The 20,450-nt window shown below is 55.1% G+C and carries 17 protein-coding genes, 1 other RNA gene and 1 other annotated feature; of the genes, 13 read left to right on the top strand and 5 right to left on the bottom strand.

Annotation, left to right across the window (positions count from 1 at the left end; genetic code table 11):
- Positions 1-22: 22 nt before the first annotated feature.
- The 11 genes from rplT (at position 23) to ACO6VX_RS06015 (ending at position 9,996) form a co-directional block, all read left to right on the top strand.
- Positions 23-379, top strand: a complete 357-nt coding sequence (gene rplT, locus ACO6VX_RS06065) for a 50S ribosomal protein L20 (RefSeq protein ID WP_003853267.1) — start codon at positions 23-25, stop codon at positions 377-379.
- A 117-nt stretch (positions 380-496) separates the two neighbouring features.
- Positions 497-622, top strand: a sequence feature (Phe leader region).
- Positions 502-546, top strand: a complete 45-nt coding sequence (gene pheM / locus ACO6VX_RS06060) for a pheST operon leader peptide PheM (protein WP_106120997.1) — start codon at positions 502-504, stop codon at positions 544-546. It overlaps the preceding feature by 45 nt.
- A 71-nt stretch (positions 623-693) precedes the next feature.
- Positions 694-1,677, top strand: coding sequence for a phenylalanine--tRNA ligase subunit alpha (gene pheS, locus ACO6VX_RS06055; RefSeq protein WP_010245680.1), 984 nt, complete (start codon positions 694-696; stop codon positions 1,675-1,677).
- 14 nt (positions 1,678-1,691) lie between these two features.
- Positions 1,692-4,079 carry a phenylalanine--tRNA ligase subunit beta gene (pheT, locus tag ACO6VX_RS06050; protein ID WP_191919313.1) on the top strand — a complete coding sequence of 796 codons (2,388 nt, stop codon included), beginning with the start codon at positions 1,692-1,694 and terminating at the stop codon, positions 4,077-4,079.
- Between the two features lie 4 nt (positions 4,080-4,083).
- The gene (gene ihfA / locus ACO6VX_RS06045; RefSeq protein ID WP_003853259.1) at positions 4,084-4,386 is read left to right on the top strand and encodes an integration host factor subunit alpha; all 303 of its coding nucleotides are present in this window, start codon (positions 4,084-4,086) and stop codon (positions 4,384-4,386) included.
- A 179-nt stretch (positions 4,387-4,565) separates the two neighbouring features.
- Positions 4,566-5,549, top strand: a complete 984-nt coding sequence (gene btuC / locus ACO6VX_RS06040) for a vitamin B12 ABC transporter permease BtuC (RefSeq protein ID WP_010670028.1) — start codon at positions 4,566-4,568, stop codon at positions 5,547-5,549.
- A 50-nt stretch (positions 5,550-5,599) separates the two neighbouring features.
- Entirely contained in the window at positions 5,600-6,145 is a 546-nt protein-coding gene (locus tag ACO6VX_RS06035) for a glutathione peroxidase (protein ID WP_010670029.1), read from the top strand.
- On the top strand, positions 6,146-6,895 hold the full coding sequence (gene btuD, locus ACO6VX_RS06030) for a vitamin B12 ABC transporter ATP-binding protein BtuD (RefSeq protein ID WP_418795672.1): 750 nt from the start codon (positions 6,146-6,148) through the stop codon (positions 6,893-6,895).
- Positions 6,896-6,963: 68 nt separating this feature from the next.
- Positions 6,964-7,422, top strand: coding sequence for a C40 family peptidase (locus ACO6VX_RS06025; protein ID WP_010245666.1), 459 nt, complete (start codon positions 6,964-6,966; stop codon positions 7,420-7,422).
- A 295-nt stretch (positions 7,423-7,717) separates the two neighbouring features.
- The gene (locus ACO6VX_RS06020; protein ID WP_033757480.1) at positions 7,718-8,464 is read left to right on the top strand and encodes an EAL domain-containing protein; all 747 of its coding nucleotides are present in this window, start codon (positions 7,718-7,720) and stop codon (positions 8,462-8,464) included.
- 80 nt (positions 8,465-8,544) lie between these two features.
- Positions 8,545-9,996, top strand: coding sequence for a protein adenylyltransferase SelO (locus tag ACO6VX_RS06015; protein WP_418795669.1), 1,452 nt, complete (start codon positions 8,545-8,547; stop codon positions 9,994-9,996).
- 7 nt (positions 9,997-10,003) lie between these two features.
- Here ACO6VX_RS06015 and ACO6VX_RS06010 read toward each other — a convergent pair whose 3' ends face one another.
- Positions 10,004-11,050 (bottom strand): 3-deoxy-7-phosphoheptulonate synthase, encoded by a 1,047-nt coding sequence (locus tag ACO6VX_RS06010; protein ID WP_010670032.1) that lies wholly within the window; start codon positions 11,048-11,050, stop codon positions 10,004-10,006.
- A 151-nt stretch (positions 11,051-11,201) separates the two neighbouring features.
- A complete protein-coding gene (ppsR, locus tag ACO6VX_RS06005) occupies positions 11,202-12,029 on the bottom strand; it encodes a posphoenolpyruvate synthetase regulatory kinase/phosphorylase PpsR (RefSeq protein ID WP_010245652.1) in 828 nt (275 codons plus the stop codon).
- Between the two features lie 437 nt (positions 12,030-12,466).
- On the opposite strand from ppsR, the gene ppsA reads away from it, so the two are divergent.
- Complete coding sequence (gene ppsA, locus ACO6VX_RS06000; RefSeq protein WP_346437283.1) at positions 12,467-14,851, top strand: phosphoenolpyruvate synthase; 2,385 nt, start codon at positions 12,467-12,469, stop codon at positions 14,849-14,851.
- 69 nt (positions 14,852-14,920) lie between these two features.
- On the opposite strand, the gene rprA is transcribed toward ppsA, so the two are convergent.
- Both rprA and ydiK read right to left on the bottom strand, forming a co-directional pair.
- Positions 14,921-15,028, bottom strand: an RNA gene (gene rprA / locus ACO6VX_RS05995) — antisense sRNA RprA.
- Positions 15,029-15,320: 292 nt separating this feature from the next.
- Positions 15,321-16,439 (bottom strand): AI-2E family transporter YdiK, encoded by a 1,119-nt coding sequence (ydiK, locus tag ACO6VX_RS05990; protein WP_010670033.1) that lies wholly within the window; start codon positions 16,437-16,439, stop codon positions 15,321-15,323.
- Between the two features lie 205 nt (positions 16,440-16,644).
- Between ydiK and ydiJ the strand changes: the two genes are divergently transcribed.
- Positions 16,645-19,698 carry a D-2-hydroxyglutarate dehydrogenase YdiJ gene (gene ydiJ / locus ACO6VX_RS05985; RefSeq protein ID WP_010670034.1) on the top strand — a complete coding sequence of 1,018 codons (3,054 nt, stop codon included), beginning with the start codon at positions 16,645-16,647 and terminating at the stop codon, positions 19,696-19,698.
- 33 nt (positions 19,699-19,731) lie between these two features.
- Here the strand turns inward: ydiJ and ACO6VX_RS05980 are convergent, their stop codons facing one another.
- A complete protein-coding gene (locus ACO6VX_RS05980) occupies positions 19,732-20,136 on the bottom strand; it encodes a hypothetical protein (RefSeq protein ID WP_010670035.1) in 405 nt (134 codons plus the stop codon).
- Positions 20,137-20,450: the final 314 nt, after the last annotated feature.

Here is a 20,450-nt window from a genome sequence, read left to right as displayed (position 1 = left end):
GAATATTAAACAGGAGAGCTAAATGGCTCGTGTAAAACGTGGTGTAGTTGCTCGCGCACGTCACAAAAAAATCTTAAAACAAGCTAAAGGCTATTACGGTGCACGTTCACGTGTTTACCGCGTTGCCTTCCAGGCTGTTATCAAAGCTGGTCAGTATGCTTACCGTGACCGTCGTCAACGTAAGCGTCAGTTCCGTCAGCTGTGGATCGCGCGTATCAACGCAGCGGCTCGTCAGAACGGCATGTCTTACAGCCGTTTCATCAATGGTCTGAAAAAAGCAGCCATTGAGATTGACCGTAAGATCCTGGCCGACATCGCGGTATTCGATAAAGTGGCATTCTCTGCACTGGTCGAAAAAGCGAAATCAGCCCTGGCGTAAGTCAGATGGAAAAGGGAGCTTGCTCCCTTTTTTATTGCCTGTAACTTACGCAAAAGATTGACATTTCCGGCGCTGAGCATTTCAATAGACCCCCTGTATCGCATGACAAGGTAACCGCAAGCATGAACGCTGCTATTTTCCGTTTCTTTTTTTACTTTAGCGCCTGACATCCAGGGGCTTTTGCGCATAAGAAAAGAAACGAAAAATCGCGCTAAAAGCCTCCCTCGTGGAGGCTTTTTTGTTTCTGGCGCTAGCATATTGGACCGGCAGGTCCCAACGAGAACTGACCAGCCTGACTGGAAAAAGAGGAAACTATGTCCCAACTCGCAGAACTGGTGGCCAGCGCCACGGCGGCCATCGACGGGGCGACGGATATCGCCGCCCTTGACGCGGTGCGCGTCGAATACCTGGGTAAGAAAGGACATCTGACACTGCAGATGACTACGTTACGCGAGCTGCCAGCCGAAGAGCGCCCGGCAGCGGGTGCGGTAATCAATGAAGCGAAGCAGCAGGTGACTGAGCGTCTGAATGCGCGCAAAGATGCCCTGGAAGCTGCGGTGCTGAATGCCCGTCTGGCTGAAGAGACCATTGATGTCTCTCTGCCAGGTCGTCGCATTGAGAATGGCGGCCTGCATCCGGTAACCCGCACCATGGATCGCATTGAGACCTTCTTTGGTGAGTTAGGCTTTGGCGTCGTAACCGGTCCAGAAATTGAAGATGATTACCATAACTTCGATGCGCTGAATATTCCTGCCCATCACCCGGCCCGTGCCGATCATGACACCTTCTGGTTTGACGCCACGCGCCTGCTGCGTACCCAGACGTCCGGCGTGCAGATCCGTACCATGAAGGCTCAGCAGCCGCCGATTCGCATTATTGCGCCGGGCCGCGTTTACCGTAACGATTACGATCAGACCCATACCCCGATGTTCCATCAGATGGAAGGGCTGATTGTGGATAAAAACATCAGCTTTACCAACCTGAAAGGCACGCTGCACGATTTCCTGAACAACTTCTTCGAAGAAGATCTGCAGATTCGTTTCCGTCCCTCCTATTTCCCGTTTACTGAGCCATCAGCAGAAGTTGACGTCATGGGTAAAAACGGCAAGTGGCTGGAAGTGCTGGGTTGCGGCATGGTTCACCCTAACGTGCTGCGCAATGTCGGCATCGATCCGGAAGTCTACTCCGGTTTCGCCTTTGGTATGGGCATGGAGCGTCTGACCATGTTGCGCTACGGCGTGACCGATCTGCGTGCCTTCTTTGAAAATGATTTACGTTTCCTCAAACAATTTAAGTAAGGGCAGGATATCCAATGAAATTCAGTGAACTCTGGTTACGCGAATGGGTAAATCCAGCCCTGGACAGCGCTGCGCTGTCTGAACAAATCACTATGGCCGGTCTGGAAGTCGACGGCGTTGATCCGGTTGCCGGTGCGTTCCACGGCGTCGTGGTCGGGGAAGTGGTGGAGTGCGGCCAGCACCCGAATGCAGACAAGCTGCGTGTGACCAAAATCAATGTGGGCGGCGATCGCCTGCTGGATATCGTCTGTGGCGCGCCGAACTGCCGTCAGGGACTGAAAGTCGCCGTCGCCACCGTCGGAGCCGTGCTGCCAGGTGATTTCAAAATCAAAGCGGCCAAACTGCGTGGCGAGCCGTCTGAAGGCATGCTCTGCTCTTTCTCCGAGCTGGGGATTTCCGACGACCACAACGGCATCATCGAACTGCCAGCCGATGCGCCGATTGGCACCGACATCCGCGCCTACCTGCAGCTTGATGACAACACCATCGAAATCAGCGTCACGCCTAACCGCGCTGACTGTCTGGGTCTTATCGGTATCGCCCGTGATGTCGCCGTCCTCAATGGTTTGCCACTGAACGTGCCGGAGATGCAGCCGGTCGCTGCGACGCTGAACGACACTTTCCCGATTCAGGTTGACGCGACAGAAGCCTGTCCACGCTATCTGGGCCGTGTAGTAAAAGGGATTAACGTAAAGGCGTCAACGCCATTGTGGATGAAAGAGAAGCTGCGTCGTTGTGGTATTCGTTCTATCGATCCGGTGGTGGATATCACTAACTACGTTCTGCTGGAGCTGGGTCAGCCGATGCACGCCTTCGATCTCGACCGCATCGACGGCGGTATCGTGGTGCGTATGGCGAAAGAAGGCGAAAAGCTGACGCTGCTGGATGGCACTGAAGCCAGCCTGCAGAGTGATACCTTAGTGATCGCCGATCATCAGAAAGCGCTGGCGATGGCTGGTATCTTTGGTGGCGAACATTCGGGCGTGAACGGCGAAACGCAGAATATCCTGTTCGAGTGTGCTTACTTTGATCCGCTCTCTATTACCGGCCGCGCCCGTCGTCATGGTCTGCATACCGACGCGTCACATCGCTACGAGCGTGGTGTTGATCCGGCGCTGCAACACACCGCACTGGAGCGTGCTACCCAGCTGCTGCTGTCAATCTGCGGCGGTGAAGCGGGCCCGATCATCGATCAGACTCATCAGGCAGCCCTGCCTGTGCCAGCGACGATCACGCTGCGTCGTGAAAAGCTGGACCGTCTGATTGGCCACGTGATCGCAGATGTGCAGGTGACTGACATTCTGACGCGCCTCGGCTGTGAAGTGACCGTGGGTGAAGGGCAGTGGCAGGCCGTCGCCCCGAGCTGGCGCTTCGATATGGCGATTGAAGAAGATCTGGTTGAAGAAGTGGCCCGTATTTACGGCTACAACAACATTCCGGATGTGCCGGTACAGGCGGGTCTGGTGATGACTCAGCATCGCGAAGCGAATCTGTCGCTGAAGCGCGCGAAAAACCTGCTGGTGGACAAGGGCTATCAGGAAGCGATTACCTATAGCTTCGTCGATCCGAAAATTCAGCAGCTGCTGCACCCGGGTGAAGAGGCGCTGTTGCTGCCGAGCCCAATCTCCAGCGATATGTCGACCATGCGTCTCTCACTCTGGACCGGCCTGCTTAGCGCGGTAGTCTACAACCAGAACCGTCAGCAGAGCCGCGTGCGCCTGTTTGAGAGCGGCTTACGTTTTGTGCCGGATACCCAGGCAGATTTGGGCATCCGTCAGGATCTTATGCTGGCTGGCGTCATCAGCGGTAACCGCGTTGAAGAGCACTGGGATCTGGCGCGTCAGACAGTTGACTTCTATGATTTGAAAGGCGATTTAGAATCGCTGCTCGATTTAACCGGCAAACTGGATGACATCAGCTTCCGTGCTGAAGCGAATCCGGCGTTGCATCCAGGACAGAGCGCGGCGATTTATTTGCATGATGAACATATCGGATTTATCGGCGTGGTTCATCCTGAGCTGGAACGTAAGCTTGATCTCAATGGCCGCACCTTAGTCTTTGAACTGCTTTGGAATAAGGTCGCAGACCGCGTCCTGCCTGACGCGCGCGAGATTTCTCGCTTCCCGGCGAACCGTCGTGATATTGCCGTTGTGGTGGCTGAAAACGTCCCCGCAGCAGATATCATCGCGGAGTGTAAGAAAGTTGGCGTAAATCAGGTAGTTGGCGTAAACTTGTTTGACGTGTACCGCGGTAAGGGCGTTTCTGAGGGCTACAAGAGCCTCGCAATCAGCCTGATTTTGCAGGATACCAGCCGGACACTCGAAGAAGAGGAGATTGCCGCGACCGTTGGCAAATGCGTTGCGGCATTAAAAGAGCGATTCCAGGCAACCTTGAGGGATTGAACCTATGGCGCTTACAAAAGCTGAGATGTCAGAGTACCTGTTTGAGAAACTCGGGCTGAGCAAACGCGATGCCAAAGAGTTAGTAGAGCTGTTTTTCGAAGAGGTACGTCGCGCTTTGGAGAATGGAGAACAGGTAAAACTGTCTGGGTTTGGTAATTTTGACCTGCGTGACAAAAACCAGCGTCCTGGCAGAAACCCGAAAACGGGTGAAGATATTCCGATTACTGCGCGTCGCGTAGTAACGTTCCGCCCAGGACAGAAGCTGAAAAGCCGCGTAGAGAACGCTACACCCAAAGAGACTGACTGAATTTCAGCGTTTCAAAAAGGCCGCGCAAGCGGCCTTTTTTCATGGTTTCAGTACGCAGTAATCCCGCTTCCCGCGCCCGTTAATCTCCCTGACGGCAAAGAGCAAACCGCCTCATCTGCCTTTCTTTTTTCTGCAATCCCTCTACAATCAAATCTCTGTTTTCTCAGCTAATCCCGCTTATGTCTCTGCTCGACCAGCTCGCGCGCCAGGCCGACCAGCGCGGCCAGAAATGGCTTATTGTGTTAGCACTTATGCTCTCTGCACTGCTCTGTCTCAGCCTGTGTGCCGGTGACAGCTGGATCGCGCCCTCAGACTGGTTCACGGAAAGCGGCAGGCTCTTTGTCTGGCAGTTGCGGCTGCCCCGTAGTCTGGCGGTGGTGCTGGTCGGGGCATCGCTGGCGGTATGCGGTGTGGTGATGCAGGCGCTGTTTACGAATCCGCTGGCGGAGCCCGGCCTGCTCGGCGTCTCAAATGGTGCCGGTATTGGCCTGGTGCTCGGCGTGCTGCTGGGCAGCGGCTCGCTGTGGAGCCTTGGGCTGGCGGCGATGGCCGGTGCGCTGATTATTACGCTCATCCTGCTGCATTTTGCCCATCGTCAGCTCTCGGTCACCCGACTGTTGCTTACCGGCGTGGCGCTGGGGATTATCTGTAGTGCCATCATGACCTGGGCGGTCTACTTCAGCACCAGCCTCGATCTGCGTCAGTTGATGTACTGGATGATGGGCGGATTCAGCGGGATTGACTGGCGCTATGGCTGGATGATGCTGGCGCTGCTGCCGGTGATGCTGGCCCTGGGGGCGACCGGGCAGATTCTTAATCTGCTGGCGCTGGGCGAGACATCTGCCCGCCAGCTCGGACTGTCTCTCTTCTACTGGCGTAACCTGCTGGTGCTCGCCATGGGCTGGCTGGTCGGCATCAGCGTCGCGATGGCCGGTGCTATTGGCTTTGTCGGACTGGTGATCCCGCATCTGCTGCGTATGAGCGGCATCAGCGATCACCGTTATCTGCTGCCGGCATCGGCGCTGGCTGGCGCCGGTGTATTACTGGCAGCCGATATTGTGGCTCGTCTGGCGCTGACGTCGGCGGAATTACCGATAGGCGTCGTGACGGCGACACTGGGCGCGCCGCTGTTTATTATTTTACTGGTGAAATCTTCACGCTAGCTTCGGCTGGCGACTCTGCATCCACAACAGCATCCACAACAGGAAACAGCATGAACATTTATCAAACTGAACTGGTTACGCTCGATGGGGAAAAAACCACGCTGTCACAATGGCAGGGCAAGGTACTGCTGGTGGTCAATGTTGCCTCGAAATGTGGTCTGACGCCGCAATATGAAGAGCTGGAGAACCTGCAGAAAGCCTGGCAGGATCAGGGCTTCAGCGTACTCGGTTTTCCCTGCAACCAGTTTCTGGAGCAGGAGCCGGGCAGCAGTGAGGAGATTAAAACCTTCTGCAGCACCACGTATGGCGTCACGTTCCCGATGTTTGCCAAAACCGAGGTGAATGGCGCAGGCCGTCATCCGCTCTATGCTCAGCTGATCGCTGCCCGACCTGACGCGGTGCGCCCGGAAGGCAGCGGCTTTTACGAGCGTATGGAGAGCAAAGGACGCGCGCCGAAAGAGCAGGGCGACATTCTGTGGAACTTCGAAAAATTCCTTATTGGCCGTGACGGCAGCGTGATCCAGCGTTTTGCACCTGACATGACGCCGGAAGATCCGATCATTCTGGAAACCATTAAGCAGGCGCTGGCAAAATAGATGCTGTTGCGCCTGCAACAGGCCGCCGTCCCCGGACGGCTGCTGCCACTGACCGGTGAGCTTGCCGCCGGTCAGCTGCTGCACGTGGCAGGCCCGAACGGTGCAGGCAAAAGCACATTACTCAGTGTGATTGCGGGACTGCAGCCCGCCTCCGGCACGGTGCTGCTGGACGAACAGCCGCTGAGTGACTGGAATGGCGCAGCGATGGCCCGGGTTCGCGGCTGGCTGCCTCAGCTGCAGGCACCGCTAAGCCAGATGCCGGTCTGGCACTATTTGCGTCTGCATCTGAAACAGGCGGCGGGGCAGACAGACGATCGCCTCAGCACGCTGCTGAAACGGCTTCAGCTGCAGGATAAGTTATCGCGTTCACTGACCCGGCTCTCCGGTGGTGAATGGCAGCGCGTCAGGCTGGCGGCGGTCTTTATGCAGATTGATCCTCACATCAATCCACACGGGCGGCTGCTGATCCTTGATGAGCCCATGACCGCGCTGGATATCGCCCAGCAAAAAGCGGTGGACGATCTGATTGCCGACCTGTGCGCGGCGGGCATCAGCGTTATCGCCAGCAGTCACGACCTCAACCACAGCCTGCAACAGGCGGATCGGGTCTGGCTGATGGATAAGGGAGCGTTGATTGCGCAGGGTGAACCGGCTGAGGTTCTGACGCCGCAGCGCCTGACACCGATTTACCAGATTGCTTTCCGGCAGCTTGAACTTGAAGGACGCACGCTGCTGACCGTATTGCCCTGACACTTGCTACCCGGCGGGCTTTACCGCTACATTAAGCCGGTTGCAACTTCTGATAAGGACATTTGGCGATGCGCCTGGGTTTGCTGATTTTAGTTCTGCTGCTGACGGGATGCAGTCATCACGCTCCGCCGATTAATGGCCGTCTTTCCGATTCGATCACCGTGATTGCGGAACTGAACGATCAGCTCGGTAACTGGCGTGGGACGCCTTATCGCTATGGCGGCATGAGTCGTAACGGGGTTGACTGCTCCGGCTTTGTCTATCTGACTTTCCGCGATAAATTTGCGCTGCAACTGCCGCGCACCACCTCAGCTCAAAGCGATATCGGCACCCGAATCAGCAAAGACGAGCTGCTGCCAGGCGATCTGGTCTTCTTCAAAACCGGTCGCGGGGAGAATGGCCTGCATGTGGGCATTTATGACACCGATAACGCCTTTATTCATGCCTCAACCAGCCAGGGCGTCATCCGCTCCTCGCTCGACAATGTCTACTGGCGAAAAGTGTTCTGGCAGGCCCGTCGTATTTAAACGCAGGTCCGGGGAATCAGACTTAAGTCCAATTTTAAATAGAGTTAAAACAGAGAGTAAAAGGTTTATTTTAAATGACAGTTATTGAGCGTGGGTTTTAATAAACATAATAAACGCTTATTTAATTCCACTAATAACCGCTGTTTTATCGCTACTATTTGGCTTAAGGGTGATCGCCTGCTGCCAAACGGCAATGGAAGAGTAAAGAAGTTCGTCTCTTCAATGATTTGGCACTATTGCCTGCGCCTGACCATTACTATACGATATCCCCATCGCCGCATATTCTGGCATTAAAATGAAAATTCATCTTTCGGCCGACTATCAGTCGGAAATCTGGTTTTATCCTGTCTGTGATGTTAATGGGCGACTGACCGCTGTCGAGCTGGTCACGCAGTTTGTGCATGAAAGTGCCCCCATCACCCTGCCGCAGGATCTGTTGCTGCCGCAGCTCGATGAGTCGCAGCAGCTGCGCCTGCTGCAAAGTCAGATTGGATTGCTGGAGCAGAATCGCGGCTTTTTTGAAGCGCATTCCGTGTCAGCATTTATACGTATTGATGAAGGCATGGCCCGGACGCTGCTGGCCAGCGAATTAGTGATGCGCAAAATAAAGCAGTTGCCATTCATTCTGTTGAATATCACTGAAACGTTTCCGCAACTAAAACTGGGAAAAAATAATCCCCTGCTGGCAAGCCTGCATGCTGAGTTTAATTTAGCGATTTCTCATTTCGGCGCGGGTAAGACCCCCTCTAATGCGGTCTACGATAATTTATTCAGCTGCATCTGCCTGGACAAAGAGTTTATTCATTCGCTGGCAAAGCGCGCTTCATTCGTGCCATTTATTCAGAGCATTATCGATAATTTCCGCGCCCATTGTGACCGGCTCATTATTTGTGGCATTGATGACGACGTGCTGCTGGATAAAGTCAGCCAGCTGAGCGGTGCCGAGTTTCAGGGTGCGCTCTTCCCGGTGGTAAAATCTGACGCGCTGCATTCACTGATCTGCGCCGACGATCGTGTGCCATCCGCGCAGCATCCCGGCTGATACTTCCTGTTAATCCCCGCTATCAGCGTTACACTAGAGGACTAACCTTAAGTAACGCTGAGCATCGCATGGGAGAAACAATGTCCTCAGGCAAGGCCTCTTTCGACAACACCTGGTTCCGTGAACTTACCGGGTGTTACACCGCGCTGAACCCCACGCCACTGGCAGGCGGACGCCTGCTGTATCATAACGCACCGCTTGCAGCCTCAATGGGGCTGGATAGCGCGCTCTTTGCCGATAAGGGTCATGCCGTCTGGCACGGTGCCGCACTGCTGCCCGGCATGCAGCCGCTGGCGCAGGTCTACAGCGGCCATCAGTTTGGCGTCTGGGCGGGCCAGCTTGGCGACGGGCGCGGCATTCTGCTGGGTGAGCAGCGTCTGGAGGATGGCAGCAAGCTGGACTGGCATCTCAAGGGCGCAGGCCTGACGCCTTATTCCCGCATGGGGGATGGTCGTGCCGTGATCCGTTCCAGCGTGCGTGAGTTTCTCGCCTCGGAAGCGCTGCATCATCTGGGCATTCCCACCACGCGTGCGCTGACCCTGTCGATAGGTGATGAACCGGTCTACCGCGAAACAACAGAGCGTGGCGCGATGCTGATGCGCATTTCACCGAGTCATCTGCGTTTCGGTCATTTCGAGCATTTCTTTTACAGCCAGCAGCAGGAGAAAGTGCAGCAACTGGCCGACTACGCCATTCGCCATCACTGGCCGCATCTGGACGCTGAAGCAGACCGCTATCAACAGTGGTTTACCGACATTGTGTTACGCACTGCGAGTCTGATTGCGCTGTGGCAGAGCGTGGGCTTTGCTCATGGAGTGATGAACACGGACAACATGTCGATTCTGGGTCTGACCATCGACTATGGCCCCTTTGGTTTTCTGGATGATTATCAGCCTGACTTCATCTGTAATCACAGCGACTATCAGGGGCGCTACAGCTTTGAAAATCAGCCAATGATCGGTATGTGGAATCTTAACCGGCTGGCACATGCGCTGTCGGGTCTGCTGACCACCGAGCAGTTGCGGACGGCACTGAGCGCCTACGAACCTGAACTGATGCGGGTCTGGGGCGAACGGATGCGGGCGAAACTCGGTCTGCTGACGCAGCAGAGCAGCGATAATGAGATTCTGACCGATCTGCTGGCACTGATGACGCAGGAGCATAGCGATTACACCCTGACGTTCCGCCTGCTTAGTGAGACGCAACAGGCTGACAGCCGTTCACCGCTGCGGGATGAGTTTATCGATCGTGAGGCGTTTGATAGCTGGTATCAGCGCTACCGCAGCCGTCTGATGGATGAGCAGGTCAGCGATGCAGAACGTCAGGCCGTGATGAAGGCGGCCAATCCGGCGGTGATTCTGCGCAACTATCTGGCGCAGCAGGCGATTGAAGAGGCGGAGCGGGGAGAGCAGGGGGCGCTGGCACGTCTGCATCAGGCGTTACAGCAACCCTTTAGCGATCAGACAGCCGCTGAATATCGTCAGCGGCCGCCAGACTGGGGCAAAACCCTGGAAGTGAGCTGCTCCAGCTGATGCAGACTCAGAGGCGGTGAGAAACCGCCTCGGCCAGCAGGGCGAGCACCTTTTCGCTCTCCTGCCAGCCGAGGCAGGGATCGGTAATCGACTTGCCATAGACCAGCGGTTCGCCGCTGACGACTTTCTGATTGCCCTCTTCCAGGAAGCTTTCAATCATCACACCAGCAACGGCCTGCGATCCCGCTTTAATCTGTTCTGCCACCTCTGCCGCGACATCCATCTGACGACGATGCTGCTTCAGGCAGTTACCGTGACTGAAGTCGATCACCAGCTGCTGTGGCAGATTAAATGCCGACAGACTTTCGGCTGCGGCGGCGACATCACTGGCATGATAGTTAGGCTGTTTGCCGCCACGCAGGATCACATGACCATGCGGGTTGCCGCTGGTCTGATAGATAGTCATCTGGCCCAGCTTATCGGGCGAAAGGAACATGTGGCTGGCGCGCGCGGCGCGAATCGCATCCACGGCAATCTGTACGTTACCATCGGTGCCGTTTTTAAAGCCGACCGGGCAGGAGAGGGCCGATGCCATTTCGCGGTGGATCTGGCTTTCGGTGGTGCGTGCGCCAATCGCGCCCCAGCTAATCAGATCGGCAATAAACTGGCCGATCACCATATCCAGGAATTCCGTGGCGGTAGGCAGGCCCAGCGCGTTGATATCAATCAGCAGCTGGCGGGCGATGCCTATGCCGCGGTTCACATCGTAGCTCCCATCCAGATCCGGATCGGAGATTAAGCCTTTCCAGCCCACTACGGTGCGCGGCTTTTCAAAGTAGGCACGCATCACAATCTCCAGCCGATCTTCATAGCGGCGGCGTAACGCGTTCAGACGCTCAGCATATTCCAGTGCCGCTTTCGGGTCGTGCAGCGAGCAGGGGCCAATCACCACCAGCAGGCGGGGATCTTCACCAGTCAGAATACGGGCAATACGTTTACGGGCAGCGGTGACATTGTCGGCAATTGCCGGAGAGACAGGATGCTCAGCCGCCAGGCTGGCGGGGGTAATCAGACTACCAATGCGTGCGGTACGCAGTTCGTCGGTTTTGTTCATGGGTTTCTCGAAAACGGTTCTTCGCAGCGGTGAAATACCGGGAAGTGATGGTGGTCACAATAAACCATTAGTCTGCGAATTCAACCCGGAATTTAATAATGAAATCAAAAGCGACGGCAGCGCCGCTTTACAGTTCAGCGCCGGTTACCCATCAGTACATGCGGCGAGTCAGGCCCATAATGTCGAGAATTTTGGTCGCAATCTCCTCCACGGAGTAGTTGGTGCTGTTGAGATAGCGGATCTGATGAGTGCGAAACAGCGCTTCCACTTCGCCCACCTCCAGCCGGCACTGACGCATCGAGGCGTAACGGGTATTTTCCGCCCGCTCCTGACGTATCGCAGCCAGCCGTTCCGGGTCGATGGTCAGCCCGAACAGTTTATTCTGATGCGCGCGCAGCGCGGGCGGGAGTTTAAGGTTATCCATATCGTCGGCAATGAATGGATAGTTGGCGGCGCGAATACCAAACTGCATTGCCAGATAGAGGCTGGTGGGGGTTTTGCCACAGCGTGAGACGCCTAACAGAATCACCTGCGCATCTTCCAGTCCGCGCAGCGAGATGCCGTCATCATGCGCCAGGGTGTAATCGATGGCCGCGATACGTGCGTCATATTTACCCAGGTTACTGGCATCCAGTCCATGGGTACGGTGTGCCACCGGCGCGGGCGATAACCCCAGCTCCTGCTGAAGCGGGGCGACCAGCGCCTGGACGATATCCTGACAAAAGCCGTCACTCTGTACGATGATGTCGCGCACTTCCGGCGTCACGATGGAGAAAAAGACCAGCGGCCGGACACCGCTCTGCTGATAGAGCGCGTTAATCTGGGCTTTAACCGCCAGCGCCCGCTGAACATTTTCCACAAACGGCAGCGTCAGGCTGGTGATATTGACCGGAAACTGCGACAGCACCGCATGACCCAGCACCTCAGCCGTAATGGCCGTACCATCGGAGATATAAAAAACGCTTCTGTCAGTTGTCATAACGAAATCAGCCTCAGACAAGAGTGAGCATTCAGCATGGGCCATGCGATTAAATAAATCATCTCTGATTTTAATTTCTGGAATGTCTGTCCGGATTATTTGTCTGTCGTTTCATCACGATACTAAAAATGAAAGGGTGGCTCGTTGAGCCAGCATTCTTTTTAATCCGTCGTTAAGCCGCAAATAGCCACGCAGTTGTTGCGCAACAAAAATGAATGCTTAAGTGGCTGAAAATCTGCCATTTCCTGTGGCATCAATCATTTAGAGAAAAAAGGCGACTTTGCGCAACAGCAAAATAATGCGCTCACAATTCCGAAACTGTGGCTGAAATTCTGCTTTAACGATTCAACAGATCGTTATTGAGAGGGTGATATGCCAGGCTGAAGACAGATTACTCCCTGTGTCCATTCATTGATAATTGATAAAGGATAAGCTCAATGTCCAGTAAAGGCGAACAGCCACTCGTGCTCTGGTATAACCAGCTTGGCATGCATGATGTTGACCGGGTGGGGGGCAAAAATGCCTCTCTGGGTGAAATGATTACTAATCTGTCGTCGCTGGGCGTTTCCGTGCCCAATGGTTTCGCGACCACATCCTACGCCTTTAACCTGTTCCTCGATCAAAGCGGGCTGAATCAGCGTATTTATGCGCTGCTGGATGAGACCGATATTGATGACGTTGATGCGCTGGCAAAAGCGGGTAAGCAGATTCGTCAGTGGGTCGTGGAGACACCGTTCCTGCCCGAGCTGGAGTCCGCCATTCTGGACGCCTATAAGCAGCTTTCTGCTGATGATGATGCCGCGTCGTTTGCCGTGCGCTCCTCTGCAACCGCAGAAGATATGCCTGATGCCTCTTTTGCCGGCCAGCAGGAAACCTTCCTGAATGTACAGGGCATCGACGCCGTCATGGTGGCGGTAAAGCATGTCTTCGCCTCGCTGTTTAATGACCGCGCTATCTCCTACCGTGTGCATCAGGGCTATGACCATCGTGGTGTTGCGCTCTCAGCGGGAATACAGCGCATGGTGCGTTCAGACCTGGCCGCCTCGGGTGTGATGTTCACCATTGATACCGAGTCCGGCTTTGATCAGGTGGTCTTTATCACCGCTGCACTGGGGCTGGGGGAAATGGTGGTGCAGGGTGCCGTTAACCCGGATGAGTTCTATGTGCACAAGCCAACCCTGGCAGCCGATCGTCCGTCGATTGTGCGCCGCAATATGGGCTCGAAAAAGGTTCGCATGGTCTATGCCGATTCCCAGGCGCATGGCGAGCAGGTGCGGATCGAAGATGTGCCTGAGGCCGAACGCGACCGTTTCTGCCTGAGCGATGAGGAAGTGCAGGCGCTGGCGAAGCAGGCGGTGCTGATTGAACAGCATTATCAGCGCCCGATGGATATTGAGTGGGCCAAAGATGGGCACACCGGCAAACTGTTTATTGTTCAGGCGCGCCCTGAAACCGTACGCTCAAATGGTCAGGTAATGGAGCGTTACACGCTGCAGGGGCAGGGCAGCGTCGTCGTGGAAGGTCGTGCTATCGGTCATCGTATTGGCGCAGGCGTGGTGAAGGTCATCCACGATATCAGCGAAATGAATCGCATTGAAAAAGGCGATGTGCTGGTGACCGACATGACCGACCCGGACTGGGAACCGATCATGAAAAAAGCATCAGCGATTGTGACTAACCGTGGCGGACGGACCTGTCATGCTGCGATCATCGCGCGTGAGCTGGGCATTCCGGCAGTGGTGGGCTGTGGCGATGCCACTGATCGGCTGAAAGAGGGGCATAACGTCACGGTCTCATGTGCCGAAGGTGATACCGGCTACGTTTATGATCAACTGCTCGACTTCGACGTCACCAGTTCGCAGGTCGATTCACTGCCTGAACTGCCGCTGAAGATCATGATGAACGTGGGGAACCCCGATCGCGCCTTTGATTTCGCCTGTCTGCCTAACGAAGGCGTGGGTCTGGCGCGGCTGGAATTTATCATTAACCGTATGATCGGCGTCCACCCTAAAGCGCTGCTGGAGTTTGACCAACAGACGCCGGAGCTGCAGCAGCAGATCCGTAAAATGATGAAAGGATTTGATGATCCGGTGGAGTTTTACATCGCTCGCCTGACTGAAGGAATTGCCACGCTTGGCGCCGCTTTTGCGCCGAAACGCGTAATTGTCCGACTTTCTGACTTTAAAACCAATGAATATGCCAACCTGGTGGGTGGAGAACGCTACGAGCCGGAAGAGGAAAACCCGATGCTGGGATTCCGGGGTGCGGGTCGCTATGTCGCTGACAGCTTCCGGGACTGCTTTGCACTGGAGTGCGAAGCGGTGAAACGTGTTCGCAACGAGATGGGCCTGACAAACGTCGAGATTATGGTTCCGTTTGTGCGCACCGTTGAGCAGGCGAAGGCTGTGGTGGAAGAGCTGGGGCGTCAGGGACTGAAGCGCGGCGAGAACGGGCTGAAGATCATTATGATGTGCGAGATCCCGTCCAATGCCCTGCTGGCGGATCAGTTCCTGGAGCATTTCGATGGCTTCTCTATTGGCTCAAACGACATGACTCAGCTGACGCTGGGGCTGGACCGCGACTCTGGCGTCGTCTCCGCGCTGTTTGACGAACGTAACGAAGCCGTGAAGATGCTGCTTTCAATGGCGATAAGGGCGGCGAAGCAGAAGGGGAAATATGTCGGAATCTGCGGGCAGGGACCGTCAGACCATCAGGATTTCGCCGCATGGCTGATGGAAGAGGGCATCGACAGTCTGTCACTGAACCCGGACACGGTGGTGGAGACCTGGGTGAGTCTGGCACAGTTACATAAAACAGCCTGATACGGGTTGTTAGCACTCTTCAGGGCCCGCTATGCGGGCCTTTTCTGTTTATATCTGGTCAGATTCAGGCAAAAAAAAAGCCCATCACAGGGGATGGGCAAAGACTACACACAGCAATTCTTTACTCTACTCAGGGGAATGAGATTGTCTGAAAATCATCAGGTTGATTTCGAACATAGGAAACATGTTATTCATACGGCTGGCTGACGTCTTTAAGAATCCTCTTATTAGTTTAAAGCCAATAATCTTTTGTGACCTTTACTTCGCCATTTGGCTTAAGAAACAGTGCAGAAAGTAATCTTTTTTGGCCCGAAAAGGTCACTTTCAGGCCAAAGGTGGCTTTTTTCTTAAAAATCGCTAATGGAAAACAGAATTTATCTGATCTGAGAGAAGGGGTGCGGTTAATCATCATTAACCGCACTAATCAATGCTTATGGGGGCTAGCGGCGCAGCGGGTTATTGCATCTCATCATACAGCAGGCGGGGTATCATCGTGATCCGCCAGGGCATCAGCCACGGCCAGTTGGTCACTATCCGGGGCAGGCGCTTCATGAACCCAGACGGAAACCAGACGATAAGAGACCGCCAGAACCACTGGCCCGATAAACAGACCAATCATCCCGAACGCAAACAGTCCACCAATAACACCAGAAAGAATCAGGATCATCGGCAGATCGGCACCCATACGGATCAGCATCGGGCGCAGCACGTTATCCATCGTGCCGACCACACAGCTCCAGACCAGCAGCACCGTTCCCCATGTCGTATCTCCGCTCCAGTAGAGGTAGATAATGGCGGGAACCAGCACCAGCAGCGGGCCGAGCTGTACCAGACAGCAGAGGATCATCAGTACCGTCAACAGCGTGGCGTAAGGAATGCCGGAGATCGCCAGACCGATACCGCCCAGCACGCCCTGCACCAGCGCCGTCACCACTACGCCAAGCGCCACGGCACGAATGGACTGCGCCGCCAGCAGTACGGCGGCATCACCGCGCCGTCCCGCCATGCGGAAAGCAAAGTGACGAATGCCCTGGGCAGCCTGTTCGCCACGCCAGTAAAGCAGCACGCTGAACAGTAACATCACGCCCAGATGGATCATAAAGCGTCCGAAATGACCGGCCTGCGCGACAAAAAAGCCGGTGGTACGGCCGATATAGGGCTGTATTTTCGCCATGACGCCGGCACCGCCGCTCGCCACCAGCGTGTCATAACTGACATAAAGCTTCTTGCCGACCATCGGGACATCGTTGAGCCATAACAGTCGCGGCATCATATGCCCCTGGGTAACCCAGGCAATCACCGGCGCGCTGTTATCAATCAGGCTGCTGACCAGCAGGGCGATAGGGATAATAAACAGCAGCAGCAGAAGCAGTGTCATCACGATCACCGCCAGGGAACGGCGTCCCCATAACAGTCGCTGGAATTTCAGCATCAATGGCCAGGTGGCAATCACCACCATGCTGGCCCAGGCAAAGCCCAGAATAAACGGCTGCACGACCCATAAACAGGCGACAATCAGCAGCAAGATGAACATCAGGGTGAAGAGTATTTGCGGTAAATCCATATCCCGGTACTGGCTTTTCATCATTGACTCATAACCTCGTCTTAATCCTTCATTTTCAGGCATTCGGATGCCCGTTTTTATCATGATCTATTTGCTGAGGTTTAAACAGAGTTGCGGAGAAAGGTTTTTGCCTTTTCTGAAAAAAGGGCAGGCGCAGGAAAAATATGATAAAACGAGAAATCGCTAATCTATAAACGCAAACGTTTACAACACCTTCGGTCAGACAATCATGATCCCACAGATTTCGCAGGCACCGGGCCTCGTTCAACTGGTGCTGACGTTCCTTGAGTCGTTGAAAGAGCAGGGTTTTACCGGTGACATGGCAACCAGCTATGCCGACCGTCTCTCACTCTCCACCGATAACAGCATCTATCAATTGCTGCCCGACGCCGCGCTCTTTCCGCGCTCGACTGCGGATGTTGCGCTGCTCGCCCGCGTGGCCGGAGAAGCGCGCTTTGCCAGTCTGGTATTTACCCCGCGCGGCGGCGGTACCGGCACCAACGGTCAGTCGCTGAATCAGGGGATTGTGGTGGATATGTCGCGCTACATGAACCGTATCCTGGAGATCAATACCGATGAGGGCTGGGTGCGGGTTGAAGCGGGGGTGATCAAAGATCAGCTTAACGCCTGGCTGAAGCCATTCGGCTTTTTCTTCTCGCCGGAGTTATCCACCAGTAACCGTGCCACGCTGGGCGGCATGATTAATACCGATGCGTCCGGCCAGGGCTCACTGGTCTATGGCAAAACCTCGGACCATGTGCTGGGCCTGCGCGCCGTGCTGCTGGGCGGCGATATCCTTGATACGCGTCCAATGGCCACCGCGCTGGCTGAAACCCTGGCGCAGACGGCGACGCCCGAAGGCCGGCTCTATCAGCAGGTGCTGACGCGCTGCCGCGAGCATCGTGCGCTGATTCTGGAAAAGTTTCCAAAGCTGAATCGGTTCCTGACCGGATATGACCTGCGCCATGTATTCAGCGACGATATGCAAACCTTTGACCTGACGCGCCTGCTGTGTGGTGCAGAGGGAACGCTGGCCTTCGTCACGGAAGCGCGGCTTGATATCACGCCGCTGCCTAAAGTGCGCCGACTGGTGAATATCAAATATGACTCCTTTGACTCCGCCCTGCGCAATGCGCCTTTTATGGTGGAAGCGCAGGCGCTCTCGGTAGAGACCGTTGACTCTAAGGTGCTGAACCTGGCGCGCGAAGATATTGTCTGGCACTCGGTGCGCGAATTGATCGCCGATGTACCCGACAAAGAGATGCTGGGTCTGAATATTGTTGAGTTTGCCGGTGACAACGCCGCGCTGATCGATCAGCAGATTGAACAGCTTTGTGGCCGCCTTGACGCACTGATGGCGCAGCAGCAGGGCGGTGTGATTGGCTATCAGTTCTGTAACGACCTGGATGGCATTGAACGCATCTATAACATGCGTAAAAAAGCGGTGGGTCTGTTGGGAAATGCCAAAGGCCGGGCTAAACCGATTCCCTTTGTGGAAGATACCGCGGTCCCGCCGGAAAAACTGGCGGACTACATCGTCGAGTTTCGCGCGCTGCTCGACAGCCACGGGCTGAGCTACGGCATGTTTGGCCATGTCGATGCAGGTGTACTGCATGTGCGTCCGGCGCTGGATATGTGCGATCCGCAGCAGGAGATGATGATGAAACAGATCTCCGACGAAGTCGTAGCGCTGACAGCGCGCTACGGCGGCCTGCTGTGGGGTGAACATGGCAAAGGATTTCGTGCCCAGTACAGTCCGGCATTCTTCGGTGAGACGCTGTTTAACGAATTGCGCCGCATCAAAGCGGCCTTTGATCCGCTCAATCGCCTGAACCCGGGCAAGATCTGTACGCCATACAACAGTAATGATGAAATGATGCAGGTCGATGCGGTGAAGCGCGGAACCTATGATCGTCAGATCCCGTTAACGGTCCGGGATGAATGGCGAGGCGCGATGGAGTGTAACGGCAACGGGTTATGTTTTAACTTTGATGCCCGCAGCCCGATGTGTCCCTCCATGAAAATCACCCGCAACCGCATTCACTCGCCCAAAGGGCGGGCAACGCTGACGCGGGAGTGGCTGCGGCTGCTGGCCGGGCAGGGCGTCGATCCGCTCACCCTGGAAAAGCAGCTGCCTGAAAATCGGCTGTCGCTTCGCACCCTGATTGCCCGTACCCGCAATAGCTGGCACGCCAGCAAAGGGGAGTATGACTTCTCGCACGAGGTGAAAGAGGCGATGTCGGGCTGTCTGGCCTGCAAAGCCTGCTCTACCCAGTGTCCGATTAAAATTGACGTGCCCGCTTTCCGCTCGCGCTTCTTACAGCTCTACCACACCCGTTATCTGCGTCCGGTCAGCGATCACCTGGTGGCTGCAGTGGAGGGCTACGCGCCGCTGATGGCAAAAGCACCGAAAGTGTTTAACTTCTTTCTGCGCCAGCCGTGGCTGAAAGAGATAAGTAAAACCCATATCGGTATGGTCGATCTGCCGCTGCTTTCGGCCCCAAATCTGAAACAGCAGCTCAGTGGTCATCCCGCCATGAACATGACGCTGGAGCAGCTGGAAGGGCTGTCAGCCGCTGAACGCGCAAACTGTGTGCTGGTGGTGCAGGATCCTTTTACCAGCTTCTATGAGGCGCAGCTGGTTAACGATTTTGTCAGGCTGATTGAGAAACTGGGCTACCGGCCCGTGCTCCTGCCATTCTCGCCAAATGGCAAAGCGCAACATGTGAAAGGTTTCCTGCACCGTTTCGCCCGCACGGCATCCCGCACCGCCGATTTCCTGAATCGGGTGGCAAAACTGGGGTTGCCCATGGTCGGCGTCGATCCGGCCACGGTGCTCTGCTATCGCGATGAGTATCGTCAGACGCTGGGCGAATCACGCGGCGACTTTAACGTCCTGCTGGTACATGAGTGGTTAGAGCGTGCACTGGCAGAGCGTGACGTGCAGGCCACGGGCGGAGAATCCTGGTATCTGTTTGCACACTGCACCGAGGTGACCGCGCTGCCCTCCACACCGAATCAGTGGCAGGCGATCTTCTCCCGTTTTGGCGCGAAGCTGGAGAACATCAATGTTGGCTGCTGCGGTATGGCTGGCACCTACGGTCACGAAAGTAAGAACCTTGAAAACTCGCTGGGGATCTACGCGCTCTCCTGGCATCCCCAGCTTCAGCGACTGCCACGCCAGCGCTGCCTGGCCACTGGCTATTCGTGCCGCAGTCAGGTCAAGCGTGTAGAGGGCAACGGAATGCGTCATCCGCTTCAGGCATTGTTAGAGCTAATGTAAAAAAATTGTGCGCGACGTCACGCCCTGGCTGGATTAGAATATCCAGCCTGCGTGACGCATGAAGTCACTTTGCAGCGCAGTGGCCTGGTTCCACTCCCCGACCATTGCCAGTTGATGGCAGAGGCGGGTCAGGGACAATCGCGCCAGTTGATAAGCCTGAAGGCGAAACAGGCGATCGCGATCGCTGTTTCCCATCTCCTGCACCAGTCGGTGATGCAGTTTACCCATGGCATGCAGGTAACTCTGGTCGTCACCGTTCAACTGGCAGATTTCTGCCATATCCTGACAGGCATCGTTAAACTGACGTAGCTGATGAATCGTGCAGTCGGCCCGGTCGAGCTTTGCCTGCGCCATATAAAAGTCGACGGTGATATCACGCACCGCAAACTGATATTCGTCGATTTTGTGCTGCAGCCAGGCTGAGACAGAAAGCGTCATAACGCCACCCTGAATGTGAATGATAATAATTATCATATTCAATTGAGCTGTGATTGCAATTGGCGGGCAGAAAAATTTATCGATTTATCCTGCCTGTCGGTATAATCGGAAATAACAATCTGTTTACATCGCAGAAAGGCGTAACCTATCAATAAGCATTTTTATCAAAAATGGTTATTTAAAAAAGAGTGATTTATTAATAGGTTAACACTGGCTTATTTATGCTGACGCGCTCACCACAAGGTGAGCTGAAGAGGCTATGCTTAATAATTAAGCAAATAAAACCGCACAAGATGATTATCCCTGCAAAACAA

This window comes from Pantoea sp. BJFS-204, assembly GCF_049310725.1.
Lineage (GTDB): Bacteria > Pseudomonadota > Gammaproteobacteria > Enterobacterales > Enterobacteriaceae > Pantoea > Pantoea agglomerans.
The sequence above is the reverse complement of the archived record's forward strand: the minus strand, read 5'-3'. Positions and strand labels throughout refer to the sequence as shown.